The following is a 15,459-nucleotide window of genomic DNA, read 5'->3' as shown; positions in this document are numbered from 1 at the left end:
CAGTATCTGGCGGATTGCTATGCTGAAGGCCACAAAGATACGTATCTATCCTACGACCGAGCAGGCGGCGTTCCTGAATCGCCAGTTCGGCGCGGTGCGTTTCTGCTACAACACCGGCCTTCGCATCATATTGCATCGCTACCAGCGTCACGGGCAGTCGCTGAGCGCCAAGCACGACATCAAGAAGCTCCTGCCGGTCGCCAAGACATCGCGCAAGTACGGCTGGCTGAAAGAGGCGGACTCCATGGCCCTCCAGCAGGCGTGCCTGAACCTCGATCATGCCTTCCAGCGCTTCTTCGATTCCAAGCAGAAGGCCGGCTATCCGCGCTTCAAGAGCAAGCGGGGCAAACAGTCCAGCTATCACTGCGTCGGCGTCAAGGCCGGCGACGACTGGATCAAGGTACCCAAGCTCGGACCGATCAGGGCCAGGATGCATCGCAAAGTCGAGGGTAGACTGAAAAGCATCACCCTGACCCGTACCGCCTCCGGCAAGCACTACGCCTCGTTGCTCTTTGACACCGAGCAGGTCGCTCCCGAGCCGATCCAGTCCGTCGAGGGTAACAAGGTGATTGGCCTCGACATGGGGCTGTCGCATCTGGCCATTGACTCCAACGGCCGCAAGATCGCCAACCCTCGCTTCCTCAAGCTGGCGAAGCAAAACCTCAAGCGCAAGCAACAGGCGTTGTCCCGCACGAAGAAGGGCAGCGCCAATCGCGCCAAGGCACGATTACTTGTCGCCAAGGCGCATGAGCGGGTCGCTAATGCCCGCCACGACTTCCAGCACAAACTTTCTCGACAGATCGTTGACGACAACCAAGCGGTGATCGTCGAGACGCTGAAGGTCGGCAACATGATGAAAAACGCCCGCCTCGCCAAACACATCGGCGATGCGTCCTGGTATGGCTTGATCACCAAGCTGGATGACAAGGCCAGGGAGCAGGGCAAGTATCTGGTCAAGATTGACCCGTGGTTTGCCAGCTCCAAGACCTGCCACGCATGCCAGTACAAGGTAGATGAAATGGCACTAAGCATCCGGTCGTGGGAGTGCCCAGCCTGCCACACACAGCACGACCGGGACATCAACGCGGCGTTGAACATCAAGCATCAAGGCATCATCCAGTTGAAGGCGGAAGGGCTGTCCGTCTCTGCCCATGGAGGCTTGCGTAAGTCCGGCACATCGCCGGCTGCTGCCTGAGAAGTGGGAAGCCTCGCCCGGTAGGGCGGGGAGCAGTCACGAGGACTCGGCCTCCCTGGGGTCATGCCCGCCGCGGCTGGCGGTGGGCTGGCCGCGAACGCCCCGGGCGCGCAGCACGCGCTTCTCGAGCTCCACGATCAGGTAGATCGCCAGGCTGCCGGCCAGGATCACCCCCCAGTGGCCGAGGCCGAGCCCCTCGCTGCCGAAGATCACCTGCATGAAGGGCAGGTAGGTCCAGCCCAGCTGCAGCGCCACGATGGTCGCGATGGAGCCCCATACCGGGCGGCTGCCGAAGATCCCCTCGACTGAGAGGGTGCTGCGCAGCAGGAAGCGGCTGTTGATCAGGTAGGCGGCACTGCCCATCACCAGCATGTTGACCGCGCCGGTGCGGGCCAGCATCTCGCCCCCCCCGTGCTGGAGGATCCAGCCGAACATGCCGAACACCCCCACCAGCAGCAGCACGGAGACGAAGACCACCCGCCACAGCAGGAAGAGGTCCAGCAGCGAGGCGTCGGGGTCCCGGGGCTGGCGGCTCATGATGTCCGGCTCGGCGTCCTCGAAGGCCAGCGCCAGGCCCAGGGTGACCGCTACCACCATGTTGACCCACAACGCCTGCAGCGGGGTCACCGGCAGGGTGGAGCCGGCCAGCACCGCCAGCATGATGGCCAGCCCCTGGCCGCCGTTGGTGGGCAGCAGGAAGGTGATGGTCTTGCGGATGTTGTCGTAGACCTTGCGGCCCTCGCGGATGGCGCCGACGATGGTGGCGAAATTGTCGTCGGCCAGCACCATCTCGGCGGCCTCCTTGGCGGCCTCGGTGCCCTGGATGCCCATGGCCACGCCCACGTCGGCACGCTTCAGCGCCGGGCCGTCGTTGACCCCGTCGCCGGTCATGGCGCAGATGCCGCCTCGGGCCTGCATCGCCTGGACCAGCCGCAGCTTGTGCTCCGGCGCGGCGCGGGCGAAGACGTCCACCTCGAGGATGATCTCCTCGAGCTCGGCATCGGACATCCCCTCGATCTCGCGGCCGCTGATGGCCCGCTCGGTGTGGGCGAAGCCGAGTTCCCTGGCGATGGCCAGGGCGGTGACGGCGTGATCGCCGGTGATCATCACCGGGCGGATGCCGGCGGCCAGGCAGTCCTTGACCGCCTCGATGGCCTCGTCGCGGGGCGGGTCGAGCAGTCCCACCAGCCCCAGCAGCACCAGCTCCTCCTCGGCGTGCTCGTCGGCCAGCTCGTGGACGTCCCGGATCGACCGTTCGGCCAGCGCCAGCACCCGCAGGCCCCGGGAGGAGAGGTCGTGGATGCGCTCCTCCCAGAGCTCGACGTCCAGTTCGCTATCTTCGCCGTTGTCACGCACCCGGTGGCACATCTCCAGCAGGCGGTCCGGGGCGCCCTTGACCAGCAGCAGCGGCTCGCCGTCCACCTCGTGGAGGGTCGCCATGTACTTGCGCTCGGACTCGAAGGGGATGGCGTCGTGGCGATCGTGGTCGCCGCGCAGCTTCTCGGTGGAGAGCCCGGCCTTGGCCGCGGCCACCACCAGGGCGCCCTCGGTGGGGTCGCCGTGGATCCGCCAGCGACCCTCCTCCTCGGCCAGTTCGGCGTCGTTGCACAACACCCCCACCTTGAGGAAGTGGCGCAGGGCGTGGTCATCGTCCAGGTCCAGGTCCAGGGCTTCCGGCTCGGCCTCACCGTTGCTGGCGCGATGGAAGTTGCCCTCGGGCGCGAAGCCGATCCCCTCGATGCGAATCTCTCCCACGGGCAGCCAGATGGCCTGGGCGGTCATCTCGTTGCGGGTCAGGGTGCCGGTCTTGTCCGAGAAGATGGTGGAGATGGAGCCCAGGGTCTCTACCGCGGGCAGCCGGCGGATGATGGCGTTCTTCTTCGCCATGGCCTGGACGCCCAGCGCCAGGCCGATGGTGACGATGGCCGGCAGGCCCTCGGGGATGGCGGCGACCGCCAGGCCCACCGCGGCCATGAACATGTCGCCCAGCGGCTGGCCGTGCACCAGGGCACCGAAGGCCCCGGTGAGCACCGCGGCGGCGAGGATGAAGACCGCCAGCACCTGGCCGGCACGGTCGATCTGGCGCAGCAGCGGGGTCTTGAGCTGCTCCACGCCGCGCAGCATCTCCGAGATGCGGCCGATCTGGGTGCTGGCCCCGGTTTCCACCACCAGGCCCCGGGCGTTGCCCTGGACCACGATGGTGCTGGCGAAGGCCATGCTGCTGCGATCGCCCAGGTCGGCGTCCTCGACCACCGCATCAATGGCCTTGTCCACCGGCGTGGACTCCCCGGTCAGCGAGGCCTCCTCGGTGCGAAAGCGCCGAGCCTCCAGCAGCCGCAGGTCCGCCGGCACCCGGTCACCGCTCTCCACCAGCACGATGTCACCCGGCACCAGCTCTTCGGCGGGGATCGTCTCGCGCCTGCCGTCGCGCAGCACCTGGGCCTGGGGCGAGAGCATCTGGCGGATGCTCTCCAGGGCCTGCTCCGCCTTGCCCTCCTGGAAGAAGCCGATCAGGGCGATGATCAGCACCACGCCGAAGATCGCGCCCGCATCCAGGGTGTGACCCAGCCCCAGGCTGGCGATGGCGGCGACGATCAGCACCAGCATCAGGATGTTGTTGAACTGCGCCAGCAGGCGTTTCCACCAGGGACGCGCCTCGGCCTGCTGCAACTGGTTGGGGCCGTGCTCGGCCAGCCGGCGCCGGGCCTCCTCGCCGTCCAGCCCGTCCCGGGTGCTCTCCAGCCGGTCGAGGGATTCCTCTTCGCCCAGGGCATGCCAGGCGGTAGGCTCGCTGTGTCTCGGCGCTGTCATCCTTACTCCTCCGGCACATGTCAGGGGGCTGCTGGATAGATAACTACCATACAGCATGCTGCAGTGCAGTGATCCAGGACAAGGAGAGTCGGCAAGTGCCTGTCAGCCCTGGGTCATGAAGGCGACGCGGGTGCCGTGGGCCAGGCGTGCCGCCGGCTCGACGGGAGGGGCTTGTGGAAGGCCCACCATCTCGTCGGTGACGTCGGCCCAGGTCAGGGTGCCATGGGTCAGGCCCAGCGGTGCCAGGGCGCGGCTGATCCACTGGGTGCCGGTGAAGCGACGTCCCTCACCATGTTCGTCCACCAGCAGGCTCTCGCCGCCGGTGTGGTGCAGGCGGACCAGGTAGATCCCCATGTCCAGCGACTGCACCTCCACGACGGGCGGCGCCTCCGGGTCGAGGCGCTCGGCCAGCGCTTCCAGGGTCAGTCGAGCGGGCAGGGCGGGGGCATCCAGGGGTATCATGGGAATCTCCGATGTTGAACATGGGCTGTCATTCTATCGCGACCTGTACAGGAGTCGTCATGCCGTCATCCGCCGATGGCTGCCCATGCGGCAGCGGCCAGTCCCTGACCCAGTGCTGCGGCCGGTTCCACGCCGGCGAGCCGGCGCCCACCCCCGAGGCGCTGATGCGCTCGCGCTACAGCGCCTTCGCCCTGGACCTCACCGACTACCTGCTGTCGAGCTGGCACGCGAGCACCCGCCCGGCCGAGCTGGCCCCGGGCCCGACCACCCGCTGGCTGCGCCTCGAGGTGCTGGAGAGCGGCGAGGACGGTGATGACGGGCACGTGCATTTCCGCGCTACCTTCCGCGAGGGGCGGCGCTTCGGCGCGCTGGAGGAGCGCTCACGCTTCCGCCGCGAGAGCGGTCGCTGGTTCTATCTGGACGGTAGCCCCACGGTCACCCGGCTCAGGCCCGGCCGCAACGAGGCCTGCCCCTGCGGCAGCGGGCGCAAGTTCAAGGCCTGCTGCGGACGAGGCGTCTGACGAGAGTCCCATTCACGGAGATTCCATGATGAAACGATCCCTTCCTATCGTGTGGCAGCGCCTGGTCAGCAAGGGCGAGACCTGTGATCGTTGCCGCGCCACCCAGCGTGAGGTGGAGAAGGCCGTCGAGACCCTCGAGGCGGCGCTGGCGCCGCTCGGGCTGGCGCCTCGCCTCGAGATCCGCGAACTGGACGAGGCGACCTTCCGTGCCGATCCGCTGGCGTCCAACCGCATCTGGATTGCCGGGCGGCCCATGGAGGAGTGGCTGGACGCCGAGGTGGGTCGAAGCCGCTGCTGTTCGGTCTGTGGGGACGAGGCCTGCCGCACCGTCGAGGTTCAGGGTGTGACCTACGAGACCATCCCCGAGACCCTGCTGCTGCGCGCCGCGCTCATCGCCGCGGCCAGCGGGCTCGGTGGCGATGACCCTGTGGCGCCGGCCTGAGCGACTCCCGTCACACGGGCTCCCGTCGGAGGCAGTGTCTCCTTGCCAAGCGTCCGGCCCCAGGCTGGCCGACGGGCGGGCCAGCCCTTACACTGCGCGGCATGCCGCCGTGCCAATCGGCCCACTCTTCACCTCGTCCCGGACGCGTCCCATGGCCCAGACCCTCTCGAAACGGATCAACAAGTACATCAGCGAGAGCGGGATCTGCTCGCGGCGGGAGGCCGACCGCTACATCGAGCAGGGCAACGTGCGCATCGACGGCCGCCGCGCCACTCCCGGCGACCAGGTCTTCCCGGGCAGCGTGGTCAAGGTCAACGGCCAGGTGGTCGAGCCCCTGGCGCTGGAAGAAGAGGACCTGGTGTTCATCGCCCTCAACAAGCCGGTGGGCATCGTCAGCACCACCGAGCCCGGCGAGAAGGCCAACATCGTCGACTTCGTCGGCCACGGCGCACGCATCTTCCCCATCGGGCGGCTGGACAAGGACTCCCAGGGGCTGATCTTCCTGACCAACAACGGCGACCTGGTCAACCGCATCCTGCGGGCCAGCAACCAGCACGAGAAGGAGTACCGGGTCACCGTCAACAAGCCGATCACCGACGACTTCATCGCCGGGATGGGCGGTGGCGTGCCGATCCTCGGCGAGGTCACCCGGAAGTGCCCGGTGGTCAAGGAGTCCAGGTTCGTCTTCAACATCACCCTGGTCCAGGGGCTCAACCGCCAGATCCGCCGCATGTGCGAGGTGTTCGGCTACGAGGTGGTCAAGCTCGAGCGGCTGCGCATCATGAACGTCACCCTCAAGGGGCTGGCCGAGGGGGACTGGCGGGACCTGACGCCCGCCGAGGTGTCGACGATCCTCGCCATGACCGAGCACTCCTCCTCCGAGGCCCAGGCCCCCGGCCGCCGCGCTGCCCGACGCAAGGCGGGCAATGGCGCCAGGGCGGGTGCCGGCAAGTCAGGTTCGGGCAAGTCAGCCCCGGGTAAACCCGGCGCGAGCCGTCGGGGCGAGGGCGCCAAGGCCGCCTCGGGGAAGGCGTCGAAGCGCAAGGCGGGCGGCAAGGCTCCGCCTGACAAGGCCCGGTCCGCGACGTCTCGAGGCGGCAAGGCTGCGTCCGCCGCCAAGGGGGGCAGATCGAAGCCGGCGGGAGCCAAGCCGGGCAAGGCCGGACGGCCCAGGGGCGGAAGCCCGTCCGGCAAGCCCCGCCGCCGCAAGTAGCCGCCTGGCCAAGTTCCGGCCATAAGGAGCGCCCATGACCGATTCCCGCCTGCAGAGCCCTGCCGCCGCCCGCAATCGAGGCCCGATCCTCGAGGTCCTTCGGGACGTGCTGCCCGCCAGGGCGCGGGTGCTGGAGATCGCCAGCGGCAGCGGCGAGCACGCCGTCCACTTCGCGAGTGCCGAGCCGGGCTGGACCTGGCAGCCTAGCGATCCCCATCCGCGGGCCCTGGCCTCCATTGCCGCCTGGCGCGAGGCCGCGGGCCTGCCCAACCTGCGCGAGCCGGTGCCGCTTGACGTGGAAGGCGACTGGCCGTCGCGGACCTTCGATGCCGTGGTGGCCATCAACCTGCTGCATATCTCGCCCTGGGCGGCGACCGAGGCGCTGATGGCGGGGGCGGGGGGCTGCCTGGTGCCAGGCGGCGTGCTGGTGCTCTACGGGCCGTTCCGGCGGGAGGGGCGCCATACGGCACCCAGCAATGCGGCCTTCGATGCCGACCTCAGGCGCCGGGATCCCCGCTGGGGCATCCGCGACCTGGCGGAGGTCACCGCCGAGGCCGCTCGTCACGTCCTGGCGCCGGCGCGCGTGGTGGAGATGCCCGCCAACAACCTCTGCGTGGTGTCGAGGAAAGTCGAGGAAACCGGGCGCTTGGGGTCACACCCCTGAATCGGCTTGAGTTCTGAGCCCGAAGCGGCCTTACTCCGGCATCTCGCCTGGCACCCGGTACTGGAGCGGTTCGGCCTGACGCTCCTCCGGGGTCTTGGTCTCGTCCTCGGTGGGTACGCCCCACAGGGTCTCGCGGCTGCCGTCGGGGAAGGTGTAGGTGGTGCAGCCGGCCAGCAGGGCGAGGGCCAGGCCGGCGGCGGGCAGCAGCAGGTGTCGGGATCGAATCACGGGGCTTTCCTTGAGGGCATGAGGTTCATGGCACAGGGCAGTGGGGCCAGCCTGCTGGCTGGCCGTTTGCGGGTCAAGTCGCGCCGGGCTCAACCGGACCAGCCGGCCAGGATCGGCACGTAGACCACCAGCAGCAGCACCGCAATCAGCCCCAGCAGGTAGGGCAAGATGGCGCGGGTGATGCGTTCCAGCGGCAGCTGGGTGACCGACGAGGCCACGTAGAGGTTGATCGCCACCGGCGGGGTGATCATGCCGATGGCCAGCCCCACGACGATGATCAGCCCGAAGTGGATCGGGTCGATGCCGAGCTGGGTCACCAGCGGCAGCAGCACCGGGGTGAGGATGATCAGGGCGCTGGCCGTCTCGATGAACACCCCGGTGAGCAGGATCACCGCCACCACCAGCAGCATGATCACGTAGGGGTTGGTGGAGAGCGACAGTACCGCCTGGGCGATGGCGCCGGGCACCTGCCAGCTGGAGAGCGTCCAGCTGAGCACCGCCGAGGTGGCGATGACCAGCATGATCACCGAGGTGGTGATCGCCGAGCGGATCAGGATGCGATAGACGTCGGGTAGGCGCAGGTCGCGGTACACGAACAGCGATACCAGCAGGGCGTAGTTGACCGCCACCACGGCCGCTTCGCTGGGCGTGAACACCCCCGAAAAGATGCCGCCGAGGATGATCACCGGGGTCATCAGGCCCCAACTGGCGCTCTTCAGGGTGCGCCAGATGGTGGCCGGCGAGAAGGCGGTGCCCCGCGGGTAGTTGCGTCGGTAGGCCTGGACGATGGCGATGGCGGCGAGGCCAAGCCCCATGGCTAGCCCCGGCAGGAAGCCGTTGAGGAACAGCTTGGAGACCGACTGCTGGGCGATCACCGCATAGATGATCATCGGCACCGAGGGCGGGATCACCACCCCGATGGTGCCGCTGGCGGCGATCAGGCTGGCCGCCGAGGCGGGGTCGTAGCCCTTCTTGCGCAGCTCCGGCACCAGGCTCGAGCCCACCGCGGCGGTGGTGGCCGCCCCCGAGCCGGAGATCGCGGCGAAGAACATGCCGGCCCCCACCGAGACGATCGACAGCCCGCCCTTGAGGAAGCCGAACAGCGAGTCGGCAAAGTCCACCAGCTTCTCGCTGACCTTGCCCTGGGCCATCAGGTCGCCGGCCAGGATGAACATGGGTACCGCCACCAGGGCGAAGGAGTTGATGCCCTGGAACATCTGCTGGGTGACCACCATCAGTGGCACGCCCTGGGCATTCAGGGCCAGCAGGGTGCTGGCGCCGATGGCCAGGGCGATGGGCACCCCCAGCAGCATGAAGACGAAGAACAGCACGAACAGCAGGCCGGTCATGCGGGAGGCTCCTCGGCGGTGCTGCTGCCCGGGTCACCGGCCGTTGGCCCCTTGACGAGCAGCTCGAGCAGGTCGACCAGGGCGTACCAGCTCATCAGGGCCCCGCTCAGCGGGATCACGGCGTAGATCCAGGTCATCGAGATGCGCAGCGAGGCGGACTTCTGGAAGCTCTGCACCTGCATGTAGCGATGGCCGATGACGATCAATGCCACCGTGAAGCCCAGCGCCACCAGCACGGCGGCGATGCGCGCCAGCTGCTGCAGGCGCAGCGGCAGGGCGTCCACCACGAAGGTCACGGCGATGTGGCGCCCGCGCTGGAAGGCCAGGGTGGCGCCGAGGAAGGTGATCCACACCAGCAGGAAGCGGGCCACCTCCTCGGTCCAGCCCACGGCGGTGAAGAGCACCCGGGAGACCACCTGCAGCGTGATCACGCCGATCAACGCCGCCATCCCCGCGAAGACCACGGGCTGGATGACGGCGTCGAGGGCGCGCTCACACCGCTGCAGCAGGCCCAGCAGGGAACGCGGGAGGGCTCGCACTTACTGCAGCGCCTCCTGGATGCGCTCCAGGTAGTCGCCGAACTGCTCGCCGTAGGTCTCGTAGACCGGCGCCACGGCGGCCTGGAAGGCCTCGAGGTCGGCGTCATCGATGATCTCCATGCCGGCGGCGCGCAGCTCGGCCAGCTGCTCGGCCTCCATCTCGGCATTCACCCGACGCTCGTGCTCGGCGGCTTCCTGGGCGGCCTGCACCAGCACCTCCTGGGCAGCGTCCGGCAGCTGGTTCCAGGCCGGCATGCCCATCACGAAGATCGCCGGCGCATAGGTGTGCCGCGAGAGGGTCATGTAGGTCTGGGTCTCGTTGAGCTTGAACGAGTGGATGACGTTGACCGGGTTCTCCTGGCCGTCGATGGTGCCCTGCTGCATGGCGGTGAGCGCCTCGGTCCAGGCCATGGGGATGGCGTTGGCGCCCAGTTCGCGGAAGGTGTCCACGTAGACCGGGTTCTCCATCACGCGGATGCGCAGGCCGTCCATGTCCTCCGGCGAGTTCACTGGCCGCTCGCTGTTGGTCAGGTTGCGGAAGCCGCGCTCGGCGTAGGCCAGCCCCTTGAGGTTGACGTCCGCCAGCTTGTCGAGCAGCTCCTGGCCGATCTCGCCGTCGAGTACCGCGTAGGCGGCCTCCGGCGAGGGGAAGAGGAAGGGCAGTTCGAAGACGGCCATCTCCTCGACGAAGTTGGCCACCGGGCCATTGGTGATCACCCCCATGTCCACGGTGCCGATCTGCATCCCCTCGAGGAGGGTGCGCTCGTCGCCCAGGGAGGCGTTGGGATAGATGTCGACGCTGACCGCGCCCTCGGTGCGCTCGGCGACCAGTTCCTGGAACTTGACCGCGGCGATATGGAAGCCGTCCTGCTCGTTGACCACGTGGGCCAGGCGCAGGGTGACCGGGTCCATGTCGGCGAACTCGGAGGCCTGGGCGGTGGTGGCCAGGGCCAGCGAGACGGAGAGTGCCAGCGTGCTGCGTAGGAAGCCTTTCATTTTTCTGTTTCCTTATTGGTGTCAACGGCTTGTGGTGTCCAACAGCGATCGAGCATGCCCCAGCCCGTCGGTAGCGTCAATCGTTCCCGGGGCGCCGGCTTACAGCCGCCGGTACATCACATGGGCATCCACCGGGCCCAAGGCCGGATGGCGGAAGGCACCGGCCAGGGTGCCGGCGATGGCGAAGCCATGGGCCTGCCACAGGCGCACCGCGGTCTCGTTGGTCGACACGACCAGGTTGTACTGCATGGCCGAGAAGCCGAGTTCCCTGGCCAGCGCCAGGGAGTCCTCGCAGAGCCGGGCGGCGACGCCCTGGCCGCGGGCGGCCGGCGCGACGATATAGCCGCAGTTGGCCACATGGTCGCCGGGGCCGGCCTGGTTGGCCTTGAGATAGTAGGTGCCGAGGGGCGTGCCGCGCCGGTCCACGGCGACACGCACCGCCCGGGGGAGCTCGATCCACATGCGGTGGGCGTCCTGCTCGGTGATGTCGCGGGGCACGGCGTAGGTCTCGCCGGCCCGGAACACGGGTTCGATGAAGGCCCACAGGGCCGGCCAGTCCTCGGGCTGGAAGGGGCGGATGCGGATCATGGGGTGGCCTCCTGCTGGGCGCGCAGCCAGGCGATCTCCTCGGCCCAGATCGACGGGTCGATGGTCTCGAGCACCATGGGGATCCCGTCGATGCGCGGGTCGCGCATCAGGGTGGTGAAGCAGGCCAGGCCGATGTTGCCCTGGCCCAGGCTGTGGTGGCGGTCGACCCGGCTGCCGAGCTCGCTCTTGGCGTCGTTGAGGTGCATGCCGCGCAGGTAGTCGAGCCCCACCACGGCATCGAACTCGTCCAGGGTGGCGGTGGTGGCCTCGGCGGTGCGCAGGTCATAGCCGGCGGCGAAGGCGTGGCAGGTATCGAGGCAGACGCCGACGCGGGAGCGGTCGTCCACCTGCTCGATGATCGTGGCCAGGTGCTCGAAGCGCCAGCCCAGGTTGCTGCCCTGGCCGGCGGTGTTCTCGATCACCGCGGTCACGCCCCGGGTGCGGCTCAGCGCCTCGTTGATCGACTCGGCGATGCGCGACAGGCAGTCGGCCTCGTCGATGGCCTTGAGGTGGCTGCCGGGGTGGAAGTTGAGCAGTGTCAGGCCCAGCTGCTCGCAGCGCTGCATCTCGTCCAGGAAGGCCGCCCGGGACTTTGCGAGGCCCTCGGCCTGGGGATGGCCCAGGTTGATCAGGTAGCTGTCGTGGGGAAGGATCTGTCCCGGGCCGAAGCCGTGGCGGCGGCAGGCGGTACGGAAGGCCTCGATGGTGGCGTCATCCAGCGGCTTGGCCTTCCACTGGCGCTGGTTCTTGGTGAACAGCGCGAAGGCGTCGGCGCCGATCTCCACGGCGCGCAGCACCGCCTGGTCGACGCCGCCGGCGGCACTGACATGGGCTCCGAGGTATTTCATGTTGAACGCGATGGCTCCCTGGCTGTCACGGATGGTGGCCTGCGATTCTAGCGCAAGTCGTCGCCGGGCGGTGGGTGCCATTCCCTTCGGTGACGTGCTAGGGTCGTGACATCCCAATGATTTATCAGGAGATTGCATGTCATTCGCGAAGTCCCTTGCCGCCGCAACGCTGACCGTGGCCCTGGCGGCCCCGGCCCTGGCCCAGCAGATGCCCCAGGGCGGGCCGCCGAGCGCCCAGGACCAGGTGGCCCAGCTGGGCGAGCTGATCGAACTGGAGGCCGGCCAGGAGCAGGAGCTGGTGGCGCTGCTGAGCGACTCCCAGGAGCGCATCCAGTCGCTGCAGGCCGACGCCCAGTCGGTGCAGATGCAGCTGCAGGAGAACATCGGCCACGACTTCGACGAGGCCGCCATCCGCCAGGATGCCGAGCGTCTCGGCCAGCTGACCGGCGAGATGACCGCCGAGAGCGTGCTGATGCAATCTCGCCTCCAGGCGACCCTGACCCAGGAGCAGCGCGACGAGCTCGAGCGCCGCGTTCAGGAGCAGCAGGAGCAGATGCGCCAGATGCAGCAGCAGATGCAGCAACAGCAGCAGCCCGCCCAGTAAGCGGGACTCTCGGGCGGCCGACTGGCGGTTGGCCCGGGATCGGGAGGGCGGCGTCCGGTGACGGGCGCCGCCCTCCTGCGTCTGGGGCCGGCACCGGGGCCCGGAACCGCCGTCCGTGCTAGGCTGCGGTCAGGACAGCGCATTCGACAGGGGAGGTCAGCGTGGGATTCCGTTTCCAGCGTCGCATTCGCCTTGCGCCGGGCGTCAGGCTCAACCTGAGCAAGCGCGGCCTGGGCCTCTCGGTGGGGCCGCGGGGGGCCAGCCTGAGCGTCGGGGCGCGGGGCGTCCAGGCCCATGGCGGCATTCCCGGTACCGGCCTTGCCTGGCGCGAGACGCTCGATCGCGCCTCGCCGCCCGGTGCCTCGGGCGATGGGGCCGCGGCCGGCGGCGGCGCCTCCGGGTTCGAGGCCCACCTGGCCGATGGGGGCGAGCTGGCCCTGCAGCTGGAGATCGAGGCATCCGGAGAGGTCCGCTACCGCCACGCCGACGGCACCCCGATGAGCCGCGATGAGGTGCGGGTGCTGCGCCGCCATGCCGAGCCGGCGCTGCGGGCGGAGCTTGCGGCCCACTGCGAGAGGCTCAATGCCGACATCGAGCGCCTGGGCCGGCTGCACGAGCAGACCCCGTCCCCCGACGAACAGGGCTACGAGGCCCGCCACTTCCCCGAGGCCCCTCCCGCCCCGCTGGTCCTCCCGGCGGCTGCCTGGTGGCACCGCCTGTGGCCGCCGGCCCGCCAGCGCCACGAGGCGCAGAACCGTCAGCGACGCACCGCCCATGGCGAGGCCTACCGGCAGTGGGAGTGGCAGAAGGCCGACTTCGATGCCCGCGAGTTCGCCCGGCAGAAGCGCGAGAGCGAGGGCGTCTGGGAAGACCCGGCGGCCATGGAGCAGACCCTGGCGGAGCGCCTCGCCGAGATCGACTGGCCTCGCGAGACGCTGGTCGATTTCGACCTGGGGGACGCAGGCCGGACCATCGCCGTGGACATCGACCTGCCGGGTGAGGAGGAGATGCCCGACCGGCTCTGGCGCCTGCCCGCGACCCGCCTCAGGCTCTCGTCGCGCCGACTCAGCGCGACCCGCCAGCGCAAGCTCTACCGCGACCACGTCCACGGCATCGCCTTCCGGGTGCTGGGAGCCGTCTTCGCCCGGCTGCCGCGGGTGGAGGAGGCGAGGGTCTCCGGGTATCGCCAGGTCATCGACCCCGCCACCGGCGGCGAGCGCGACCAGTACCTGTTCAGCGCCAAGGTGAGCCGCCGCCAGTGGGAGCAGATCCACTTCGACCGCCTCGACGAGGTGGATCCCGTCCAGGCCCTCGAGGCGTTCACCCTGCGTCGCGACATGACCCGCACCGGCATCTTCCGCGATATCGAGCCGTTCAAGCTGATCTAGCCACCTGTCGCCGGGCGGCGCTTCAGCGTCGCCTCAGGATCCAGTAGCGCCGGCCCTGGGCATCGGGGCGCGAGATGACCACCGGGGCCTCCGGCGGCGGCGCGCGCCGGGGGGCCGGGCCGTCCGCCGCTGTCCCGTCCAGGGCCAGCAGGCGCCGGATGCGTTCATGGGTGGGCGGATGGGTCTGCAGGTAGCGCAGCCAGGCGGGAGGTTGCCGGCCGAATATGGCCGTCAGCCACAGGCTGTCGTGGCGTTCCAGCACGGCCAGCGCCGAGGCCAGCCCGCGGGGGTCGTGGGTCAGCGCCACCGCCTCCAGGTCTGCGGTGTACTCGCGGTTTCGCGACAGGGCCAGCTGCAGCAGGGTGCTCAGCGTGGGGGTCAGGCCGACCACCAGCAGCTCCCGCCACGGCATCTCGATCTCCCCGGCCATCACCAGCGGCAGCATCATCACCAGGCCGAGCTGCACCAGGAAGGCGCCCCAGATGGTCAGCCGGGTCATGGTGGCCGCCATGGACATCACCCGGGTGTCGCCATGGCGCAGGTGGCTCACCTCGTGGGCCAGCACCCCGCTGAGCTGGCGCAGGTTGAGGGTGCGGACCAGGCCCTCGGTAATGGCGATGCCGCCGTCATGGCGATCGCCCACGGCGAAGGCATTCAGTCCCGGTGAGGGTGAATAGAAGAGCAGCGGTTCGGCCGTCAGCCCGGCATGCCGATAGAGCGCCTCGAGTACCCGGTAGAGCTCGGGCGCCTGGTGGCGGCGCAGCAGCCCGGCACTGGCGTTGGCGAGCACCACCCGGGCGGGTACCCGGCCGCTGAGGTAGAGGGTCAGCGCCACCAGCGCGAAACACCAGATCACGCCGAACAGGCCGGCCAGCAGGTAGCCGGGCACGGCGAGCACCAGGGCCAGGCCGGCCAGGATCAGCAGGTGCTGCAGGGCATTCTTCAGCCGGTTGGGCAGCAGGCTCGTTGCGGCCGTGGGCATGGGTCAGACGAATTCCGGGTCGTCGGTGCGCACCGTCACCCCTTGCTCCTCCCCCGGCAACCGCACCGAGAACTCCCCGCCGCCCAGATGGGTGACGGCGTGCCCCTCGCGGGTCCGGAAGCTGGGTTCGCCGCCGCCGCCGCCGACGGCGCCGGCATGGGCCAGGTCGCTGATGTCCCGCACGCTGACGAACATGTCGATGATGTACTCGCGCCCCAGATCGTCCAGGGCGATGAGGGTCCGCTCGTGTTCCTGCATCGCAGCGCTCTCCGATGATGCCCTCGTCCGGCGAGGATTCCCCTTCAGCATCGCAGGCGGGGCCCGGGATGGCGAGGCGCCAGGTCAAGGGAGCGGCCTAGCTCCTTGCCGGCAGGACGTTTTTGGCGCCAAAAGTGGCAAATTGTCGCGACTCTCGACAAAAATCGATATTCGTGGTTAATTGGTCATGCCAATACAGAGGAGACACGCCATGTCCATCCACGTTCCGACCGTTGCCCTGGATAGCGAAGTTCTCAGCCACTGGGCTGCCTACGCCATCGCACAGCAGGCCGCGAGAGAGGCCATCGAGGCCTACCTCCCCTGAGCGGCGAGGTTGCCCGGCCAGGGACGGCCGATCTGTTGTACCCCCC

The 15,459-nt window shown here is 68.9% G+C and carries 17 protein-coding genes; 7 read left to right on the top strand and 10 right to left on the bottom strand.

Annotation, left to right across the window (positions count from 1 at the left end; all coding sequences use genetic code 11):
* The first annotated feature begins 19 nt into the window (after window positions 1-19).
* Entirely contained in the window at window positions 20-1,195 is a 1,176-nt protein-coding gene (locus NFC98_RS10025) for a transposase (protein ID WP_254274855.1), read from the top strand.
* Window positions 1,196-1,231: 36 nt separating this feature from the next.
* Here the strand turns inward: NFC98_RS10025 and NFC98_RS10020 are convergent, their stop codons facing one another.
* Together NFC98_RS10020 and NFC98_RS10015 are read right to left on the bottom strand one after the other, a co-directional pair.
* Window positions 1,232-4,006, bottom strand: coding sequence for an HAD-IC family P-type ATPase (locus tag NFC98_RS10020; RefSeq protein WP_254274854.1), 2,775 nt, complete (start codon window positions 4,004-4,006; stop codon window positions 1,232-1,234).
* Between the two features lie 102 nt (window positions 4,007-4,108).
* On the bottom strand, window positions 4,109-4,468 hold the full coding sequence (locus NFC98_RS10015; RefSeq protein ID WP_254274853.1) for a DUF6482 family protein: 360 nt from the start codon (window positions 4,466-4,468) through the stop codon (window positions 4,109-4,111).
* A gap of 59 nt (window positions 4,469-4,527) precedes the next feature.
* Between NFC98_RS10015 and NFC98_RS10010 the strand changes: the two genes are divergently transcribed.
* From NFC98_RS10010 to NFC98_RS09995, 4 genes are all read left to right on the top strand, one after another.
* The gene (locus NFC98_RS10010; protein ID WP_254274852.1) at window positions 4,528-4,989 is read left to right on the top strand and encodes a YchJ family protein; all 462 of its coding nucleotides are present in this window, start codon (window positions 4,528-4,530) and stop codon (window positions 4,987-4,989) included.
* 25 nt (window positions 4,990-5,014) lie between these two features.
* A complete protein-coding gene (locus NFC98_RS10005; protein ID WP_254274851.1) occupies window positions 5,015-5,431 on the top strand; it encodes a DUF2703 domain-containing protein in 417 nt (138 codons plus the stop codon).
* 151 nt (window positions 5,432-5,582) lie between these two features.
* Window positions 5,583-6,644 carry a 23S rRNA pseudouridine(2604) synthase RluF gene (gene rluF / locus NFC98_RS10000; RefSeq protein ID WP_254274850.1) on the top strand — a complete coding sequence of 354 codons (1,062 nt, stop codon included), beginning with the start codon at window positions 5,583-5,585 and terminating at the stop codon, window positions 6,642-6,644.
* A 34-nt stretch (window positions 6,645-6,678) separates the two neighbouring features.
* On the top strand, window positions 6,679-7,308 hold the full coding sequence (locus NFC98_RS09995) for a DUF938 domain-containing protein (RefSeq protein WP_254274849.1): 630 nt from the start codon (window positions 6,679-6,681) through the stop codon (window positions 7,306-7,308).
* Window positions 7,309-7,338: 30 nt separating this feature from the next.
* Here NFC98_RS09995 and NFC98_RS09990 read toward each other — a convergent pair whose 3' ends face one another.
* From NFC98_RS09990 to nfo, 6 genes are all read right to left on the bottom strand, one after another.
* On the bottom strand, window positions 7,339-7,536 hold the full coding sequence (locus NFC98_RS09990) for a hypothetical protein (protein ID WP_254274848.1): 198 nt from the start codon (window positions 7,534-7,536) through the stop codon (window positions 7,339-7,341).
* Between the two features lie 89 nt (window positions 7,537-7,625).
* Complete coding sequence (locus tag NFC98_RS09985; RefSeq protein WP_254274847.1) at window positions 7,626-8,885, bottom strand: TRAP transporter large permease; 1,260 nt, start codon at window positions 8,883-8,885, stop codon at window positions 7,626-7,628.
* Window positions 8,882-9,424 (bottom strand): TRAP transporter small permease, encoded by a 543-nt coding sequence (locus tag NFC98_RS09980; RefSeq protein WP_254274846.1) that lies wholly within the window; start codon window positions 9,422-9,424, stop codon window positions 8,882-8,884. Before NFC98_RS09980 ends, NFC98_RS09985 begins: the two co-directional genes overlap by 4 nt.
* Window positions 9,425-10,420, bottom strand: coding sequence for a TRAP transporter substrate-binding protein (locus NFC98_RS09975; RefSeq protein ID WP_254274845.1), 996 nt, complete (start codon window positions 10,418-10,420; stop codon window positions 9,425-9,427).
* Window positions 10,421-10,519: 99 nt separating this feature from the next.
* The gene (locus tag NFC98_RS09970; protein WP_254274844.1) at window positions 10,520-11,008 is read right to left on the bottom strand and encodes a GNAT family N-acetyltransferase; all 489 of its coding nucleotides are present in this window, start codon (window positions 11,006-11,008) and stop codon (window positions 10,520-10,522) included.
* On the bottom strand, window positions 11,005-11,856 hold the full coding sequence (gene nfo / locus NFC98_RS09965) for a deoxyribonuclease IV (RefSeq protein WP_254274843.1): 852 nt from the start codon (window positions 11,854-11,856) through the stop codon (window positions 11,005-11,007). Before nfo ends, NFC98_RS09970 begins: the two co-directional genes overlap by 4 nt.
* Window positions 11,857-11,992: 136 nt before the next feature.
* Here nfo and NFC98_RS09960 point away from each other — a divergent pair, with 136 nt between their 5' ends.
* Window positions 11,993-12,460 carry a hypothetical protein gene (locus NFC98_RS09960; RefSeq protein ID WP_254274842.1) on the top strand — a complete coding sequence of 156 codons (468 nt, stop codon included), beginning with the start codon at window positions 11,993-11,995 and terminating at the stop codon, window positions 12,458-12,460.
* 161 nt (window positions 12,461-12,621) lie between these two features.
* Window positions 12,622-13,848 (top strand): DUF4236 domain-containing protein, encoded by a 1,227-nt coding sequence (locus NFC98_RS09955; RefSeq protein ID WP_254274841.1) that lies wholly within the window; start codon window positions 12,622-12,624, stop codon window positions 13,846-13,848.
* Window positions 13,849-13,870: 22 nt separating this feature from the next.
* On the opposite strand, the gene NFC98_RS09950 is transcribed toward NFC98_RS09955, so the two are convergent.
* Both NFC98_RS09950 and NFC98_RS09945 read right to left on the bottom strand, forming a co-directional pair.
* Window positions 13,871-14,830 carry a zinc metalloprotease HtpX gene (locus NFC98_RS09950; RefSeq protein ID WP_254274840.1) on the bottom strand — a complete coding sequence of 320 codons (960 nt, stop codon included), beginning with the start codon at window positions 14,828-14,830 and terminating at the stop codon, window positions 13,871-13,873.
* Window positions 14,831-14,833: 3 nt separating this feature from the next.
* Window positions 14,834-15,088 (bottom strand): hypothetical protein, encoded by a 255-nt coding sequence (locus tag NFC98_RS09945; protein ID WP_254274839.1) that lies wholly within the window; start codon window positions 15,086-15,088, stop codon window positions 14,834-14,836.
* Window positions 15,089-15,459: the final 371 nt, after the last annotated feature.

Origin of the sequence: Halomonas sp. 3H (assembly GCF_024206005.1) — a bacterium.
In the GTDB taxonomy this organism is placed as follows: Bacteria; Pseudomonadota; Gammaproteobacteria; order Pseudomonadales; family Halomonadaceae; genus Halomonas; species Halomonas campaniensis.
Note: the sequence above shows the minus strand (reverse complement) of the source record. Positions and strands in the feature narration are given on the sequence as shown.

Coding starts and splice junctions, on each gene's coding strand:
- NFC98_RS10025 (WP_254274855.1), top strand. CDS start 20: ATGCTGAAGGCCACAAAGATACGTATCTATCCTACGACCGAGCAGGCG.
- NFC98_RS10020 (WP_254274854.1), bottom strand. CDS start 4,006: ATGACAGCGCCGAGACACAGCGAGCCTACCGCCTGGCATGCCCTGGGC.
- NFC98_RS10015 (WP_254274853.1), bottom strand. CDS start 4,468: ATGATACCCCTGGATGCCCCCGCCCTGCCCGCTCGACTGACCCTGGAA.
- NFC98_RS10010 (WP_254274852.1), top strand. CDS start 4,528: ATGCCGTCATCCGCCGATGGCTGCCCATGCGGCAGCGGCCAGTCCCTG.
- NFC98_RS10005 (WP_254274851.1), top strand. CDS start 5,015: ATGATGAAACGATCCCTTCCTATCGTGTGGCAGCGCCTGGTCAGCAAG.
- rluF (WP_254274850.1), top strand. CDS start 5,583: ATGGCCCAGACCCTCTCGAAACGGATCAACAAGTACATCAGCGAGAGC.
- NFC98_RS09995 (WP_254274849.1), top strand. CDS start 6,679: ATGACCGATTCCCGCCTGCAGAGCCCTGCCGCCGCCCGCAATCGAGGC.
- NFC98_RS09985 (WP_254274847.1), bottom strand. CDS start 8,885: ATGACCGGCCTGCTGTTCGTGCTGTTCTTCGTCTTCATGCTGCTGGGG.
- NFC98_RS09975 (WP_254274845.1), bottom strand. CDS start 10,420: ATGAAAGGCTTCCTACGCAGCACGCTGGCACTCTCCGTCTCGCTGGCC.
- NFC98_RS09970 (WP_254274844.1), bottom strand. CDS start 11,008: ATGATCCGCATCCGCCCCTTCCAGCCCGAGGACTGGCCGGCCCTGTGG.
- nfo (WP_254274843.1), bottom strand. CDS start 11,856: ATGAAATACCTCGGAGCCCATGTCAGTGCCGCCGGCGGCGTCGACCAG.
- NFC98_RS09960 (WP_254274842.1), top strand. CDS start 11,993: ATGTCATTCGCGAAGTCCCTTGCCGCCGCAACGCTGACCGTGGCCCTG.
- NFC98_RS09950 (WP_254274840.1), bottom strand. CDS start 14,830: ATGCCCACGGCCGCAACGAGCCTGCTGCCCAACCGGCTGAAGAATGCC.
- NFC98_RS09945 (WP_254274839.1), bottom strand. CDS start 15,088: ATGCAGGAACACGAGCGGACCCTCATCGCCCTGGACGATCTGGGGCGC.